Source organism: Siculibacillus lacustris, from assembly GCF_004328075.1.
GTDB classification, from domain to species: Bacteria; Pseudomonadota; Alphaproteobacteria; order Rhizobiales; family Ancalomicrobiaceae; genus Siculibacillus; species Siculibacillus lacustris.
Window position 1 is genome coordinate 38189 of record NZ_SJFN01000032.1, and the last position, 15725, is coordinate 53913.

Sequence of the window (15725 nt, forward strand, 5' to 3'; positions counted from 1 at the left end):
AGCCCGCGCCGTCGCCGGTCACAACCGGTCGGCGGCGTGGCTCAGGCCGGCGACCACCCGGCCGGGGGAAAAGACGCTGACCGCATGGGTCACCGCCGCCACCAGCACCAGCATCGCCACGCCCTGGTGAACGATGGCCAGCGACAGCGGCACCTGCAACAGCAGGGTGGCGATGCCGACCAGGATCTGGAAGGCGGCCATGAACCCGAGCGCGAAGGCGCTGACCCGGGCGGTGGCGGTGCGGCCGCTGACCACGATCGACACGAACTGGGCGAGCGCCAGCGCGAACAAGAGATAGGCGCCCATCCGGTGCAGGAACTGGACGGTGGCGTGGTTCTCGAAGAGATTCACCCACCATGGATCGTAAGCCATCAGCTCCGGCGGCACGAAGTGCTCGCCCATCATCGGCCAGGTGTTGTAGACGAGCCCGGCGTCGTTGCCGGCGACCAGGGCGCCGAGGAAGATCTGGACGAACACCCAGGCGAGCACCACCGCCGCGGCGAGCCGGCGGCGGCGCGACATCGGGCGGCTCGGCCGCCCCGCCTCGGCGAGTGTCAGGGCGGTCCACAGCAGCGCCGCGAAGATCATCGCGGCGAGCGTCAGGTGCACGGCGAGCCGGAGGGGCGCCACCGACACCCGGTCGACGAGGCCCGAGGCGACCATCCACCAGCCGATCACCCCTTGCAGACCGCCGAGCACCAGCAGCGCGAGGAAGCGCGGCAATTCCGCCCGGCGGATCGCCCCGGTGGCGAGGAACACCACCATCGGCACGGCATAGGCCACGCCGATCAGCCGCCCGAGCAGGCGGTGGGTCCATTCCCAGCCATAGATGAAGCGGAAGTCGGCGAGCGTCATGCCGGCGTTCATCAGCCGATACTGCGGTATCTCGCGGTATTTGGCGAAGGCGGCGGCCCAGTCGGCGTCGTTGAGCGGCGGCAGCGCGCCGAGGATCGGCGCCCATTCGGTGATCGACAGGCCCGAGCCGGTCAGGCGGGTGACGCCGCCGACCAGCACCATCAGCCAAACCAGCCCGGCGACCGCGAACAGCCAGAGACGCACCTTCGCCCGCGATTTCGGCCGAGGTGGCGCCGAGACGGTCGGGTCAGCGGACAATCGGGTAGCCATCGCCGTCTTCACTCCAGAGCCGGTTCCGAGATATAGCTCGCCCGGTCGGGGCCGACCATGGCCGCCGGCCGCGCGATCCCCTTGTTCCGTCAGGTCGGGCGAGCGACATGTCGCCGCCCCGCCCCCACCCGAGGACTTCACGACCATGCCCTCCGCGTTGCGCCGGTTCCTCGGCTCGGTCGTCCTGGTGATCGGCCTCAGCGTCTACGTGTTCTTCGCGCTGGCGATCGGCGACGTGGTCGCGGCGAGCAAGCCGGCGTGGGTGCAGCTCCTGTATTTCCTGATCGCCGGCCTCGCCTGGGTGCCGCCGGCGGGCCTGTTGGTGCGCTGGATGTACCGATCGGCGCCGCCGTCACACGGCTGACCCGTTCTACGCGACGTCCGGAGGATCGGATCAGGCGGCGCGGCCGGCCGGGCGGCGCTCGACGCCGACCGCCGTGACGGCCAGCACCTCCGGCGCACCGCCGGCGGTGAGCGCCGCGGCGAGGCGGCGCAGTTCGGCGGGCGGCAAGGCGGCGCCGTCGGCGAGAATCACCACGTCGGCCCCGGCGATCAGCGCGGCGGCGGCGTCCGTGGTGTCGGCGACGCCGAGATCGAGGATCAAACGGTCGTAGACCCGCTCCAGCGCCTCGAGGGTGCGGGCGAGATCGGCGCCGCGGCGGGCGGCGGCGGCGAGGCGGTGCGAGCCGGCGCCGATCAGATGGCCGCGCGACACCCGGTCGCGGACGATCACGTCACCGTAACTCGCCGATCCGTCGAGCAGATCGGCGAGACCGGCGCCGCGGCCGAACGGGGTGGCGGCGACTTCCGCGGCGGCGAGGTCGACGGCGCAGACGGTTTCGCCGGCGATCGCCCCGGCGCGCAGCAGCGCGAGCGCGGCGCGATGGGCGGTGGCGGCGGCATCGGCGGAGACCACGACGATGCGGCGCGGGGCGGGAACCTGCTCGGCGAGGCGCGCCCAGACACGATGGACCGGCTCGGCGACCGGCTCCTCGTCGGGCCCGCTGGCGCCGCGCAGAAAGGGCAACACCGACTCTTCGGCGGCGGCGGCGCCATCCTCGGTGGTACCGGCCAGGGCCGCGGCGAAGGACGCGGCGGCGTCGGCACCGGCACCGACGGACGGCATCTCGGCGGCGATAACCGCCGGGGCGGCGGCCTCGACGGGGGTTGCGGCGACCGTGGGGGCCGGCTCGAACACCCGGGCGAGTTCGGCGGCGACGCGGTCGAAGCGGTCGGCTTCGACCTCGGGGGTGGCGGCAGGCGGGGTGGCGCGCAGCACGCCGCCGACCACCACCGCCCGCAGGACCACGAAGAAGATGCCGAGGAAGGCGACCAGGGCGGCGGCGCGCAGGGCCCAGCCGACGCGGTCGAGCGGCCCGGCGACGGCCTGGGGCGCGGCGGCGCCGAGCGCCCGGGCGCGCACCGATTCGACGTCGATCGACGCGGCGTGGTCGATGAGATCGCCGAGCCGGCGGCGCAGATCGGCGGCCTCGCGGGCGAGGCGACCGGGATCGGCATCGCCGCCGATCGAGCCGGTGACGATCGGATCGACGTCGGCGGCGTCGGCATGGGCCTCCATGGCGTGGAGGCGGGCGTCGGCGGTGGCGAGGTCGGCGGCGTCCGCGGCGCGCAGGCGGGCGGCATCGCTGCGGATCTGGCGTTCGACGTCGGCGGCTTCGGCGTTGGCGGCGCGCAGCACCGGATGTTCGCCGAGATAGACCGCGCCGAGTTCGGCGACGCGCGCCTTGGCCGCGGCGCGGCGGTCGCGCAGACGCTCGAGCAGCGGCGAGCCGGTGAGATCGACGGCCACCGACAGGCCGGCGCCGGAGGTCGCGAGGCGCTGCAGCACCGGCAGGCGGGCGGCGATGCGGTTGCGCTCGGCGCGCAGCGATTCGATCCGCTGGGCGAGGTCGACGACGCCGCGGCGCGCGTCCGCGGAGCCGTCGACGACGACGGCGCGGCGCGATTCGACGTCGTCGAGGCGGCGGCGGGTCTCGGTGATCGCCGCGGTCGGATCGACCGTGGGACGGGCGGCGCGGGCGCTCGCGTCCTTGACGTATTCGTCGACCACCGCATCGACCACCGCCGTGGCGATCTCGGCATCGGCGCCGGTCCAGGCGACGTCGAGAATCGGCGAAGGTGCGTGGGCGACGACGGTGAGCCTCGACGCCAGACGGGCGGCGGCGCGATCGTCGGCGACGGGCGCACCACGCCACAGGCGCTCGAGACGGCCGAGCGGATCGAGGCCGACCGGCGCCAGGACGCGGTCGAGGGCGAGACCCGGGCGGGCGACGACCCGGCGGGCGAGTTCGGGCGAGGCGAGACGGCTCGCCTCTTCGGCGACGGTGGCGCCGATCAGCGCCGGCGACGAAGCGGCGGTATCGAGGGCCACCTTGACGCGGGCGGCGGCGACATGACCGGTGGCATCCGGCGACAGTGCCGCGACGGCGGCGAGCGCCGCGAGGCCGGCGGCGGCGGCGAGCGGACGGGCGGCACGACGCAGCGCCCGGAGCATCGCCCCGAGATCGATGGTCACGCCGCCGTCCCGTTCCGTATCCATGCCGATGCTCCTCCGAGCCGGCATGATCGGGCCGTCATGGTAAGCGCGAGGTTAATTCCGCGCCTTTCCCGCGCGTCGCGCCGCCGTCGCGGGCCCGGTTCAACCATCCCTTAACCATATCGCCGCAATGTGCTGCGAGGTGAGTGCGAGAGGTTCGGTCATGTCGTTGCGACTGTGGGGCGTGCTGATGCTGGCGGCGGCGATGGCCGGCTGCACGCATTATGTGCCGCCCGCCCCGGCCTTCCACGAGATCCTGACCGAGCCCTATCGGTACGACGCCGGCGACCGTCTGCGGGTCACCGTGTTCGAGCAGGCCAACCTGACCAACAGCTATCTCGTCGACACCTCCGGCAACATCTCGATGCCGCTGATCGGCGGCGTGCCGGCCAAGGGCAAGACCGCCACGGAACTGGCCGCGGCGATCGCCGCCAAGCTCAAGAACGGCTTCCTGCGCCAGCCCGACGTGTCGGTCGACGTCGACCAGTATCGGCCGTTCTTCATCATGGGCGAGGTCAAGAACGCCGGCCAATACCCCTATGTCGCCGGCATGACCGCCCAGACCGCGGTGGCGATCTCCGGCGGCTTCACCGCCCGCGCCGATCAGAGCGCGGTCGACATCACCCGCCAGATCAACGGCGAGCTGATGGTCGGGCGCGTGCCGGGCACCGACCCGATCCGCCCGGGCGACACGATCTACGTGCGCGAGCGCTTCTTCTGATCCGGAAGGCGACGCGACGCGCGTCGTCTCGACTCCGTTAACCTTGACGGACGTCGACCACGATTTCGCATTTCAGCTGCTTTCTCTTTCAACGCGACCTTCACCTTCCTCGGTCATCCTTCGGCCCGTCAGACGATCGACCGGACCTCGCCGACCTTCCCGGACGGTGGCGACGGTGCGGGCGTGCGAACGCCGCGCGTGCGGATCCGAGATCGGGAGCCGAAGATGAAGCAGATCGACCCCAAGACCCTCTTCCGCCAGAGCGTCGACCTCGGCGATCTCACCGAGACCGACGAGAGCTTCGGCGATCTGCCGCAGACGCCGCGCGCCGATACGAGGCTGTCGCAACAGGCGATCGAAGTGGCGGCGCTGTTCTCCGACCGACCGATCTCGCGCCGGCTCCTGACCGGCTCGGTGCGGACGCTGGAATTCTGCGCGTTGACCGCGGTCGGCTGGGCGACGCTGGCCGGCGGCGACGGGCTCTCGGCCACGGCGCACACGGTGCTGCCGCCGCTCGCCGCCGCCGCGACGATGCTGTTCGTCCAGGCCTTCGACGGCTACCAGATCGCCGCCTTCCGATCCTATTCGTACCAGCTCGGGCGCATCGCCGCGGCCTGGGCGATGGTCTTCGCGGCGCTGGTGGCGCTGACCTGGGTGTCCGGCCAGGAGGTCGGCCTGCAGCGCGACGGCACCGCCCTGGTGCGATGGTTCGCGATCGGCCTCGGCCTGTTCGCGGCCGGCCGGGCGCTGCTGACCCGGCAGGTGACCTCGTGGACGCGCGACGGCCGGCTGGAGCGCCGGGCGGTGATCGTCGGCGGCGGCAAGCTCGCCGAGGACCTGATCCGCTCGCTCGAAGCCCAGCCGGGCAACGACATCCGCATCTGCGGCATCTTCGACGACCGCACCGACGACCGCTCGCCGTCGATGGTCGAAGGCTATCCGAAGCTCGGGACGATCTCCGAACTGGTCGAATTCGGCCGCCGCACCCGGCTCGACATGTTGATCGTGGCGCTGCCCCTGTCGGCGATGGCGCGGGTGCAGCAGCTGTTGCGGCAATTGTGGGTGCTGCCGGTCGACATCCGCCTGTCGGCGCATACCGACAAGCTGCGGTTCCGGCCGCGCAACTATTCCTACGAGGGAGCGCTGCCGTTCCTCGACGTGGTCGACAAGCCGCTCGCCGACTGGGATGCGGTGTCCAAGCGCGCCTTCGATCTGGTGATCGGCAGCTTGGCGCTGATCGCGCTGACGCCGCTGATGATCTGCGCGGCGATCGCCGTCAAGCTCGACAGCCGCGGCCCGGTGTTCTTCCGTCAGAAGCGGTTCGGCTTCAACAACGAGGTGATCTCGGTGTGGAAGTTCCGCTCGATGTACACCGATCGCACCGACTTCGACGCCAAGACGCTGGTGACCAAGGGCGACCCGCGGGTGACCAAGGTCGGCCGGTTCATCCGCAAGACCTCGATCGACGAGCTGCCGCAGTTGTTCAACGTGTTGGTCGGCGAGTTGTCGCTGGTCGGGCCGCGGCCGCATGCGGTCAACGCCCAGACCGAAGACCGGATGTGGGACGTGGTGGTCGACGGCTATTTCGCCCGCCACAAGGTCAAGCCGGGAGTCACCGGGTGGGCGCAGATCAACGGCTGGCGCGGCGAGGTCGACACGCCGGAGAAGATCCGCCGGCGGGTCGAGTACGACATCTATTACATCGAGAACTGGTCGGTGCTGTTCGATCTGAAGATCCTGGCGCTCACCCCGTTCCGCCTGCTCAACACCGAGAACGCCTATTGAGCGACCGCACGGTCGCCTGATCGCCCCCTCGGCGCCGCCCCTCATGACGAGGGCGGCGCCGCTTCGCGTCGGGCGGGTCAGGCGCGGCGGATCTGATCGGCGCCGAGGACAGCGAGGACGACGCCGGCGATGCGGTCGATCCATAGGCGGACGCGGCGGCCGAGCGCATGGCGCAGGCCGGAGACGGTGGCGACGACGCCGATCCACCACAGGAGCGAGCCGCTCAGCACCCCGGCGACGGTGGCGAGCGCGACCCACGGATCGAAGCCGCCGGTCGGCGCGAGCGCGGTGAACACCGCGGCGAACATCACGATGGTCGGCGGGTTGGTCAGGGTCAGGGCGACCGAGCCGATCAGTACGCCACCGAGCGAGCGTGCCGCGCCGACTTCGGCGACCCGGCCGTCGTCCTTGGTGAAGAAAGTCTTCAGACCCAGCCAGATCAGGAACAGGCCGGCGGCGAGATGGAGCGGGCGCTCCCAGGCCAGCACGAAGGCCGAGACGCCGGCGAGCCCGAGGGCGGCGACCGCGGCATAGATCGCGTCACCCAACGCGATGCCGATGCCGGTGGCGAGACCCCAGCGCCAGCCCTGGGTCAGCGTGCGGCGCATGCACAAGAGGCTCATCGGCCCGACCGGGGCGGCGACGGCGAGGCCGATGCCGGCGGCCTGGAGGAACAGGAGGACGAGCGCGAAGGTCATGACGGGTCTCCGAACGGCGGCGAGGTGCGGCCGCGGCAGAGCTTAACCCAGGAGCGCCGCGCGCAGAACCGACGCGAGCGACGAGGGGGGCGGTCACCGCGATCGCGGCGACCCTCGGGACGATCGACGCCCTCGTCGACACTGCCGGCATCCGGGGCGCGCGCGCCTCGAGGACTTTACGCCGAAGAACGGGGATGCGATCATCGACGTCGCCTCGATCCGTGTCTTCTGCGTCTCCCGAGCCGTGGCACGTCCCATGATGCCGCGTGGCCGTGGCAAGATCATCGACATCCGTTCGGTCCAGAGCCGTCCGGCGCGTCGCGCCCCAGGCCGAGACCCGAGGCGGGGCGGTGATGTTCGCGCGGGCGCCGTGCACCGACCGGGCGAAACACGGTCTGCACATCCACGGCCCCACGCCCGGGTCTCTGGAGACCGCGACGACTGCGGCACGCGACGACGAAGCATTCGCGCCGGGACTGCGCAACCGGACGCCGGCGGGGCGCCGGCGGGGCGCCCGGAGACTTCGTCGGCGCCGCGGTGTTCCCGACCTCGGGCGCGTCCGACGTCGGTACCGGTCAGATCCCCAAGTCGACGGCGGCCCGATGTCCGGCGTATGAACGAAGATCCGAGACTCGTCGCCGACCGCGCTGGCCCGAGCTCGGACATCCAGAGATCGAAAGTCGCCCTCATGACCGCCTCGACCAACGCCCCGATCAATCCGGAATTCGCCGACCTCTTCGTCGAGGAGGCGTACAATCCCTATCGCAGCTGCATTCAGGGGCTGTCGAACGAGCCGATCACCGTGCGAGCCCTGCTCGCCCGCGCCGAGGCGTTGCTCGTGGACGATCCCGACTTCGGCGGGCTCGGCGACTTCTCGCTGGCGGCGATCGTCGAGCGACTGGCGACCAATCGGCCGCGCATCGCGATCATCCAGGGCTCGCCCGACCATCCCGCCCATCTCGCCGACCACGAGCATGCGCTACGCGCCGCCGCCCGGGTCTGGCAGAACGGCGGCGTGCCCTTCACCTTCGGCATTCCGGTGATCTGCGACGGCACGGCGCAGTCGAACATCGGCCAGAGCTATTCGCTCGCCTCGCGCAATCACACCGCGATGGCGGTGAACATCAACTTCGAGGGCCACAGCTACCACGCGGCTTACGTCATGTCGGGCTGCGACAAGACCCCGACCGGCATCCTCTCCGGGCTGGCGGCCGCCGACCGGGCGCGGCGCGAGCCGGAGCGCGGCACCGCGCCGGTGTGGGCGGTGTTCGTGCCGGCGCATGTGCTGAAGGGTGGCACCATCCCCAAGGCGACGCGGTCGAAGCTCGCCGACCTCCAGGCCAAGGCGATCGCCGCCGGCGACGCCCAGCTCGCCGCCGACATCGAGGAGAACAGCCGCTACATCCTGCAGTGCTCGTCCGGCGAGGCCTTCCTCGGGCAACTCAACCGCGCGGTCGGTCGCGGCATCGTCGATCGCCCCGAGGCCGATCGTCTGCTCGACGAACTCGCCGCGGCGACCTGCGACGAGAAGGGCGGCATCTGCGCCTTCAACGGCACGGGCAATTCCTCGCGCACCCTGGTCTCGGCGCTCGGCTTCGTGCCGCGCGGCGCCGAGCTGCTGATCGCCGAGCCGGAGCTGTCGATCGTCGAGGCCAGCGTCGATACGCTGTTCCGGATGATCAACAAGCCGGAATTCGCGGTCTGCGAGATCCTCAAGGCCAATTACGCCAACGCCATCCGCGTCCACAACGCCACCGGCTCGTCGTCGAACCTGATGCTGCACATGCCGGCGGTGATGCGCCATGCCGGCTTCGACGTGACGCTGTTCGATTACGAGAAGGTGCGCGACGCCCATCCCGTGCCCGACATCTTCGCCCACTCGCTGACCGAGGGCCGCGACACCTATACCCTCGCCTGTCAGGCCAAGGCCGGGCAGAACGCCGGCCTCGAGAGCATCGTCAAGGTGCTCGCCGATCTCGGCGTGCCGATGAACCTCGACGCGCCGACGGTGACCGGCAAGACCTGGGGAGAGCGCATCGCCGCCCTGCCCTTCGCGGTGTCGCCGGACCTGCCGCAGGAGCGCTCGGTGATCCGCACCACGCCGATCCGGGCGCTCTCCGGCACCGACGTGATGCGCGGCAACTTCTTCTCGTCCTGCACGCTGAAGGTCGCCGGCATGGCGACCGAGCAGGTCCGCCGCTTCGACGGCCGGGTGTTCCTGGTGCGCCACTTCGAGAACGAGACCGACTGCAACCGCGAACTGCAGTCGACCGATCTGGTCAAGACCCTCGCCGAGACGATGATCCTGCCGGCGGCCTTGACCGACCGGTTGCGCGCGGTCAACGGCGGCGACGTCGGCGACAGCGTCGAAGAGATGGTGGTCAAGGGGACGCTGGCTTTCGCCTTCGTCATCGCCGGTCAGGGTCCGAAGGCCTTCGGCATGCCGGAGATGTTCGCCCCCTCGGCCTATCTGCGCCACCAGGGCATCCTCGAGCGGACCTCGATCCTGATGACCGACGGCCGCTATTCCGGCGTCACCAAGGGCGCCTGCGTCGGCCACGTCACGCCGGAGGCCTTTGAGGGCGGCGGCATCGGCGCGCTGGTCACCGGCGATCTCCTGTGGGTGCGACTCAGCGAGCGCCGCATCGATCTCCTCGACCCGGCGGCCTTCCTCGCCGGCCGGTTGGAGCCGCTCGCCGCGGCGCCGACGCCCGAGCGTGCGACCCTGGTCGCCGAGCGGCAGGCGCGGATGGAGCGGCGCAAGTGGCAGGTCGCCGCCTGCTCGTGGATCGACGACACCACCTCGGCCGAAAAAGGCGTCGTCCCCCTCGCCGTCGATCGGCGGGCGATCCTGCCCTGGCAGGGCTGACCGCCGGATCGCGAGGTCGTGATCGCCCCGGAGGTAACCCTGCGGCGCGCCGGACCGTAACTGTCGGACGCGGGTGACGCGGCAGCGAGGAGACGGGGCGGGCATGGGGTGGATCTCGAACGACTGGTTGCCGTGGCTCGATCGCGCCGGACGGGTCTCGCGGCTGCGCGCCGCGGTGTTCGCCCTGCTGTGGGTGCCGCTGGCCCTGCTCGCCGCCCGCACGCTCGCCGGCGATCTCGGGCCGCGGCCGATCACCGAGGCGATCCACGACTCGGGCGACTGGACGGTACGGCTGCTGATCCTGACCATCGTGGTGACGCCGCTGCGCCAGGTCTCGGGACGATCCGAGCTGATCGGCGTGCGGCGGATGATCGGCGTGGCGACCCTGGTGGCGGCGCTTCTCCACGTCACGCTGTACATGGCCGATCTCGGCTGGGATGCCGGGCGGATCGCCACCGAAATCCTGATACGGCCCTATCTGGCGATCGGCTTCGTCGCGCTGGCCGGGCTGGTCGCCCTCGGCGTGACCTCGACCGACGGAGCGATTCGACGTCTCGGCGGGGCGGCGTGGAAGCGGCTGCACGGGCTGGTGCATCCGATCGTGCTGCTGGCGCTGGTCCATGTGTTCCTGCAGTCCAAGCTCGATCTCGCCCAAGGGGCGATCCTCACCGGCGTCGCCTGCGCCGGGCTGGCGATCCGGCTGGCGGCGGAGCGCGGCAGCGCGACCTCGATCGTCGCGGCGATCGTCGCGGCCGCGGTCGCGTCGATCGGCGGCGGCGCGATGGAAGCGGTGTGGTTCACGCTCAAGACCGGACGTTCGCCGACGGGGCTCTTGGCCTCGAACTTCGACGCCGCCTATCGCATCCCGCCGTCGTGGATCGCCGGGGCGATCGCCGCCACGGCGCTGGTCGTCGCGCATCTGGTCCGCCGCAAGATGCCCGCTCGGCGGGTCCGATAGGCCGCGCGCGCCGCGCCCTCCCCTCGCGCTTCGCCGCCCCCTTCCCCTCGCGCTGCCCCCGACTTCGCACCGGCCTCCGCCGGTCGCGAAATCACGCTTGCGTTTCGATGCGATTTCGATATAGCTGTTATATCGACATATCAAAAAAGGATCGAAACACATGTTCGGACACATCAGAAATGCCTGCCGCGAGCGCTTCTCCCGGGACGGCGACGACATCGGGGCGTTCTTCGGCTTCGGCGGACGGCACGGACCGTTCGGCGGCCATGGGCCCTTCGGCGGCGGCCCCTTCGGTGGTGGGCGGGGCGGACGCGGCGGCGGTCGCGGTGGGCGCATGTTCACCCACGGCGGCCTGCGCTGGGTCATTCTGGCGATGCTCGCCGAGAAGCCTCGCCACGGCTACGAGATCATCAAGGACATCGAGGAGAAGGTCGGCGGCGCCTATTCGCCGAGCGCCGGAGTGGTCTATCCGACCCTGACCCTGCTCGAGGAGACCGGCCTCGTCGAGGTCGCGGCGGCCGAGGGCAACAAGAAGCTCTATGCCATCACCGAAGCGGGACGGGCGGCGCTCGCCGCCAATCGCGCCGAGGCCGACGACAATCTGGCGCGGATGAGCGCCGTCCAGGAGGAACGCTCCGGCGACCGCGATCCGCGGCTGGTGCGGGCGGTGGAAAATCTCCGTCTCGCCCTGCGCCTGAAACTGTCGTCGCGGCGGCTCGCCGACGGTGAGGTCGCAGCACTCGCCGCCCTGCTCGACGACACCGCCCGCCGGATCGAGACGCTCTGACCATGACCGAAAATTCGTTCCGGGCGGTGGCGCAGATCGCCACCGCCGACGCCTCGCGCTACCTGCAGCAGCTGTGCAAGCACTTCGCCCACAAGCTGCCGACGACCTTCGATCCGACCGCCGGCCGGATCGACTTTCCCCTCGGCCCCGTGACCCTCGCGGCGACCGCCGAGCGGCTCGACCTCGCGGTGGCGAGCGACGACGCCGCCCGGCTCGCCGACCTCCAGGACGTGGTGGAGCGCCATCTCGTGCGCTTCGCCTTCCGCGAGACGCTCGCCGTGGCCTGGGCCGCCACGTGAGCGCCCGCGGCCGACGGTCGGCCTGTTGGACGACCGCCCGACGAAAGGGTGGCGAGGCGCGACGCCAGGCCCTATGAACGCCGCACGGCGACCCGACGGTCGCCGCTCGTGGTCGCCTCCGGAGCCGTCATGTCCCGCCTCACCGCCAATCTCCTGCTGCTCCTCACCGCCGCCGTATGGGGCGGCGCCTTCGTGCCGCAGCAGACGGCGATGCGCGTTCTGTCGCCGATGTGGTTCCTGGTGCTGCGCTTCGCCGTCACCCTGGTGGTGATGGCCCCCTTCGTGCTGCGCGAGACGCAGCGGGCGAGCCGGCCGATCTCGCGGCGCGGCTGGGGGGCGATGATCCTGGTGGCGCTGGCCTTCCTGGTCGGCAACATCCTGCAGCAGGTGTCGCTGCTGACCACCTCGGTCGCCAACGCCGGTTTCCTGACCTCGCTCTACATCCTGTTCACGCCCTTCGCGGCGTTGGCGCTCACCCACGAGAAGCCGGGGGCGGCGGTGTGGCCGGCGGCGGCGCTGGGGCTCCTCGGCGCCTGGCTGCTGTCGGGCGGGCTGGGCGGCGGCGGGACCATCGGCGACCTCTTGGTGACCCTCGGCGCGGTCGCCTGGTCGATCCAGATCGTGCTGATCGGCCGGACCATGCGCGCGGTGCCGCGGCCCTTGATGCTGGTCGCGGTGCAGGCGGCGGCGATCGTCCTCGCCTGCGGCGCCTGGGCCATGGTGATGGATCCGATCAGCCTCGACGCGATCGTGACCGCGGCGCCCGAGGTCGCCTATGCCGGGCTGCTCTCGGGCTGCGTCGGCTACTCGATCCAGGCGATCGCCCAACGCCATACCCAGGCCTCCGACGCGGCGATCATCTTCGCGGCCGAGGCGCCCTTCGCCGCGGCCTTCGGGGCGCTGCTGCTCGGCGACAGCCTCGGCTCGGGCCAATGGGCCGGCATGGTGGCGATCTTCGCGGCGGTCGTGCTGGTGCAGCTGTGGCCGAGTCGGCCCGAGGCGGCCCCGGCCGAAGCGCCGCCCGCCGCCTGAGCGGTCGCGGGACGCGAGCGGAACGCGCCACGGGTGCCGCAGCGTCGCCCGCGAAAGGCCGGGGCCGCGGATGGCAGGCGGATCGCTCCGCGGGTGCCGCAGAGTCGCCCGGGGATCGCCCGGCGACGCGTCTTCACATCGAGAGTCCGGACGAAGCGCCTCATCCTCAGATTCCGATTCCGATTCCGGACGTCCGAGGCGGGACTGCCGGCGCGGCGTCCTCATGTTCCGATTCAGGATGCAGGCGACCGCGGGCCGTCGTCCTCGGCGACGAGCAGCGATCGCAGCGGCGAACGATCGCCGAGATCGGCGCGGCTTCGGTTCGGCTCGCTCCGCAGGCCGCCGCCCGGCGTCCTCTCCCCTCGAAGAACCCTCCCGTCTTTCGCCGACCCTCGCTCTCCACCGTCGCTCCCGGCGAGCGAAGCGAGGGAAGGGAGCCCATCGGCCTCTGGACGCATCGAAAAGTCCTTGGGTCCCCTTCCCGGCGCGTGCCGCGCCGCCGGGGACGACGGCTCGAGTGGGACGCGTCCGGCCACCCGCTTCGACGCATCGGAAATCCTCGCACGCGTTCGAAAGGACCCACGTCGAGGCGACGGAATAGCGCGGACGGAGACGATCGCCGCTGGGCCCGGCCCCCGAAAGCCGAGCGGCCGCACGGCGTGCGCGTCCGGCGCGCAGGTCGGAAAGGCGTGTCGCCGTCCCGGCCGAGGGGCGGACTTCATGTTGAGAATCCGAGTCCGCCGCGGCGAGAAGCCGAGTCCGCAGCCGTGCGGAAAGCGATTCCGCCCCCTCGCTCAAGCTACTGTTCCGAAACATTTTTCGATCCGCTCTTAAAGTATCGATTCGGCTTCTTCAGATCCCGATTCCGGTCCTTCACGAAACGATTCCACACGAAGATACCGTGTCCCGAACGCGGCCCGGCGACCACTGCCGAACCCGTCACCACCGGATCCCGCCGATACGACGAAGCCGCCCGCGGAGGTCCACGGGCGGCTCGGGTCATGCAGAGACTGCGGCGGCGTGCGCCCCCGGTGAAGGCCGCCGCCCGGCCCCCTCGCGGGGTCGGACAGCGGGCGATCACGGCTGGGCGGTCGGGGTCGGCTCGTTGATCAGCGGCGTGATCCGGCGGACGGTGACGCGGCGGTTCTCCCGCGACGGGCCGTCGACCTTCACCTTGAGGTACTGCTCGCCGTAGCCCTGGGTGGTCAGGTTCTCGGAGGGGACCTGATAGTCGCGGGTCAGGACCTCGGCCACCGCCTGGGCGCGGCGATCCGACAGCGACAGATTGTCGAGGTCGGAGCCGACCGTGTCGGTGTGGCCTTCGATCAGGAAGACCTCACTGGGGTTGGCCTCGACCGCCTTGCGGATGGCTTCGGCGATCACCGCCAGACGACGGGCCTGATCTGGGGTGACCTCCCAGGAGCCGGTGTCGAAGGTGATGGTGTCGAGGTCGACGCTGCGCATGCGGGCGCGCAGGTCGGGGCTCGCCCGCACCTCGTCGAGGCTGTAACGCCGTTCGACGCGGGTCACCGGCGGTGCGATCAGGGTGTCGTAGATCAGCGTCTCGTCGGCGCGATCGGCGTCGACCACATAGCGGTCCTGGGGCATGACCAGCACCGGCGGCGGCAGGATCACGATCTCCTCGCGGGGATGGCGGGGACGCGGCCGGAAGCCGTTGTCGATCAGCACCACCTGGCGGCCGTCGGGATATTCGCGGATGCGCTGCACCAGGCGTCCGTCGGGATCGGTGATGGTGATGATGCGGGTCCCGTCCGGACGCACCCAGGTCGAGACGATCTGATCGCCGCGGGTCTCGGTGTGTACCGGGTAGCCGAGCTCGCGGAAGCGTTCGGTCTCGTCGTGGCGCACGAAGCTGCGGCCCTCGTCCTGGACGATGGTGCGGCCGGGTTCGCGGTAGTAGGTGACGCCGCCGTCATCGATGCGCTGCCGCTGCTGGTGGACGTCGTCGAGGCGCTTGGGACCGCCGCCGGCCCCCGACAGCAGGTAGCCGCCGACCAGACCGACACCGACGCCGATCGCCGCCCCGCCGAGCGGCGTGATGCCGGGACGTCCCGGCGCGGGCGGCGTCGGGCCGCCGGGCTGGGGCGGGATCGGCCGGGCGATGCCGGGACCACCCGGTCCGCCGACGCCGGGCTGACCGACGACCGGGCCGCCGGGGGTGCCGGGGGCCGTGGCGCCGGGGCCGCCCGGAACCGGAGTGCCGGGACCGCCGGGCTGCGGCGTACCGGGGCGGACCGGCCCGGGAGTTCCGGGCTGACCGATGACCGGCTGGGGACTGCCCGGCAGGCCGACGCCGGGGGCGACCGGAACGCCGGGGCGAATGCCGCCGGCACCGACGGGCGGCGTTCCGGGGGCGGGCTGCGGCGTGGCCACCGCCGGCGCGGGCGGCGTGACCGGCACGGCGACGCCGGGGGCGGACGGCACGACCGGGGCAGTCCCGACAGGGGCGGCGACGGCGGGCGCGGGCGGCGTGGCCGGAGCGGTCACCGGCACGCCGGGGCGCGGCTGGCCCGGCGCTTGGCCGACGGGCGGCTGGCCCGGCACCTGACCGGCCGGCGGACGCGGCGGGAACAGGCCGGCGGGCGGGTGGGCCTGACCGGGACCCGCGGCGGGGACCGACGGGCGAATCGGGGCGGGCGTCACCGGCGCGACCACCGGCGGGGCGACATGGGCCGGTGCCGGAGCGATCGGTACCACCGGACGGGCCGGCGCCGGGGGCACCRGCGTGGCGGGACGCACCTGAGCCGGCGCGGCGGGGGCCGGCTGGATCCGCACCGGCGCCTGGAGCACCGGGTGCGGCTGGGCGGGCGCCGGCGGGGCGACCCGGACCGGCGGCGGAGCGACGGGCTGGACGCGGACCGGCGGCGGGGGCG

The 15725-nt window shown here is 71.9% G+C and carries 12 protein-coding genes; 8 read left to right on the plus strand and 4 right to left on the minus strand.

Annotated features, from left to right (window positions below):
* Positions 1-18 precede the first annotated feature (18 nt).
* A complete protein-coding gene (locus tag EYW49_RS17955) occupies positions 19-1059 on the minus strand; it encodes a COX15/CtaA family protein (protein WP_228259668.1) in 1041 nt (346 codons plus the stop codon).
* 211 nt (positions 1060-1270) lie between these two features.
* Between EYW49_RS17955 and EYW49_RS17960 the strand changes: the two genes are divergently transcribed.
* A complete protein-coding gene (locus EYW49_RS17960; RefSeq protein WP_131311008.1) occupies positions 1271-1489 on the plus strand; it encodes a DUF2842 domain-containing protein in 219 nt (72 codons plus the stop codon).
* Between the two features lie 30 nt (positions 1490-1519).
* Here EYW49_RS17960 and EYW49_RS17965 read toward each other — a convergent pair whose 3' ends face one another.
* Positions 1520-3685 (minus strand): GumC domain-containing protein, encoded by a 2166-nt coding sequence (locus tag EYW49_RS17965; protein WP_131311009.1) that lies wholly within the window; start codon positions 3683-3685, stop codon positions 1520-1522.
* Between the two features lie 160 nt (positions 3686-3845).
* Here EYW49_RS17965 and EYW49_RS17970 point away from each other — a divergent pair, with 160 nt between their 5' ends.
* Complete coding sequence (locus EYW49_RS17970; protein ID WP_131311010.1) at positions 3846-4403, plus strand: polysaccharide biosynthesis/export family protein; 558 nt, start codon at positions 3846-3848, stop codon at positions 4401-4403.
* Between the two features lie 225 nt (positions 4404-4628).
* On the plus strand, positions 4629-6188 hold the full coding sequence (locus EYW49_RS17975; RefSeq protein WP_131311011.1) for an undecaprenyl-phosphate glucose phosphotransferase: 1560 nt from the start codon (positions 4629-4631) through the stop codon (positions 6186-6188).
* A gap of 77 nt (positions 6189-6265) precedes the next feature.
* Here the strand turns inward: EYW49_RS17975 and EYW49_RS17980 are convergent, their stop codons facing one another.
* A complete protein-coding gene (locus EYW49_RS17980) occupies positions 6266-6886 on the minus strand; it encodes a LysE family translocator (RefSeq protein ID WP_131311012.1) in 621 nt (206 codons plus the stop codon).
* A gap of 688 nt (positions 6887-7574) precedes the next feature.
* Here EYW49_RS17980 and EYW49_RS17985 point away from each other — a divergent pair.
* The 5 genes from EYW49_RS17985 (at position 7575) to EYW49_RS18005 (ending at position 12831) form a co-directional block, all read left to right on the plus strand.
* Positions 7575-9755 (plus strand): dihydroxy-acid dehydratase domain-containing protein, encoded by a 2181-nt coding sequence (locus tag EYW49_RS17985; protein ID WP_131311013.1) that lies wholly within the window; start codon positions 7575-7577, stop codon positions 9753-9755.
* 103 nt (positions 9756-9858) lie between these two features.
* Positions 9859-10713, plus strand: coding sequence for a protein-methionine-sulfoxide reductase heme-binding subunit MsrQ (locus EYW49_RS17990; protein WP_131311014.1), 855 nt, complete (start codon positions 9859-9861; stop codon positions 10711-10713).
* Positions 10714-10873: 160 nt separating this feature from the next.
* Positions 10874-11500, plus strand: a complete 627-nt coding sequence (locus tag EYW49_RS17995; RefSeq protein ID WP_131311015.1) for a PadR family transcriptional regulator — start codon at positions 10874-10876, stop codon at positions 11498-11500.
* Positions 11501-11502: 2 nt separating this feature from the next.
* Positions 11503-11799: a DUF2218 domain-containing protein gene (locus tag EYW49_RS18000; protein WP_131311016.1), complete on the plus strand. Its 297-nt coding sequence runs from the start codon at positions 11503-11505 to the stop codon at positions 11797-11799.
* Between the two features lie 129 nt (positions 11800-11928).
* Positions 11929-12831, plus strand: a complete 903-nt coding sequence (locus EYW49_RS18005) for a DMT family transporter (protein ID WP_131311017.1) — start codon at positions 11929-11931, stop codon at positions 12829-12831.
* A gap of 1077 nt (positions 12832-13908) precedes the next feature.
* On the opposite strand, the gene EYW49_RS23625 is transcribed toward EYW49_RS18005, so the two are convergent.
* Positions 13909-15725 (minus strand): OmpA family protein (locus EYW49_RS23625; protein WP_265937405.1); only part of this gene is annotated, 1817 nt, incomplete at its 5' end.